This window comes from Pauljensenia sp. C0170B4, assembly GCF_056590235.1.
In genome coordinates this window covers 1-540 of record NZ_JBWPVS010000017.1, presented here as the reverse complement: position 1 = coordinate 540, position 540 = coordinate 1, and the positions used below count along the sequence as shown (strand labels likewise).

At 39.4% G+C, this 540-nt stretch carries 1 protein-coding gene; it reads right to left on the bottom strand.

Annotated elements, in window-relative coordinates:
- Positions 1 to 33: 33 nt before the first annotated feature.
- Positions 34 to 540 (bottom strand): transposase (locus tag AC1EJ1_RS10370; RefSeq protein WP_143468306.1); only part of this gene is annotated, 507 nt, incomplete at its 5' end.

Sequence of the window (540 nt, the reverse complement as noted above, 5' to 3'; positions counted from 1 at the left end):
TCTTTCTCGTAAATTGATTTTTTAATTATTTATTTAATCAAAGTAGGATTCTAAGGTGTCCTGAACCTGACCAAAGCCTTTATGAATTCGATTGAAATAACGGTCATTGTAGCTCATTGCCTGAATGCCAATAAAAGCATCAAGCGACTGTTCAGTTGGAAACTCTGCCTTAGGCTTAGCTTTGCGCTTGATCACATTGTTAAATGATTCAATCATGTTAGTCGAATAAATTGAAGCTCTGATCTGCTTGGGATAGTTATAAAAGACCAGCAGATCTGGTTCTATGTCTTTCAAGCTTCTGATAACATGGCTGTAAACCTTGCCCCATTTGGTATAGAAGTCATGCAGGACAGCTGTGGCTTCTTCTTTGTTTGTCTGTTGATGCACCTGTTTGAATTCGTTCATGATCTTTTCACGATCGTCGACGCGTACTTTAGCGCAGATATTGCGCATGACATGAACCAAACAGCGTTGAAAATGAGCTTTAGGATAAGTCCTGGCCAAGGCTGTTTTCATGCCAACAACACCATCAGAAAGAAA